At 39.1% G+C, this 325-nt stretch carries 1 protein-coding gene; it reads left to right on the top strand.

Annotation, left to right across the window (positions count from 1 at the left end):
* The coding region (locus tag ACI3L3_RS16895; protein ID WP_404846329.1) for a restriction endonuclease subunit S at nt 1–315 on the top strand (315 nt) is incomplete at its 5' end.
* Nucleotides 316–325 lie beyond the last annotated feature (10 nt).

The following is a 325-nucleotide window of genomic DNA, read 5'->3' as shown; positions in this document are numbered from 1 at the left end:
CATGTAATACGCCCCATAAAGCCTATAGTTGACGACTTCTACAGGCACTACTTTAAGTCTTACGAGTTTATTGGTCGACTTTCTGTTGCTGTTATTGGCATACGCGATGGGAAACAGATTAGTTATGGAGATTTTTCGTTTCTCCAATTCCCATACCCGAACATTGTTTTGCAAAGAAAAATTGCGAATATTTTAAATGCAGTAGATGAAACAATAAAAAAACAATCGTGTGAATTGGGAACTCTAAAAAAGCAAAAGCAAGCCCTCATGCAACAACTGCTCACAGGAAAGCGCCGAGTAACCGTCACGGAGTAGTATATGTATC

Source organism: Desulfobaculum sp. SPO524 (assembly GCF_044987625.1).
Classification (GTDB): Bacteria; Desulfobacterota; Desulfovibrionia; order Desulfovibrionales; family Desulfovibrionaceae; genus Desulfobaculum.
This window is presented reverse-complemented; position numbering and strand designations above follow the sequence as displayed.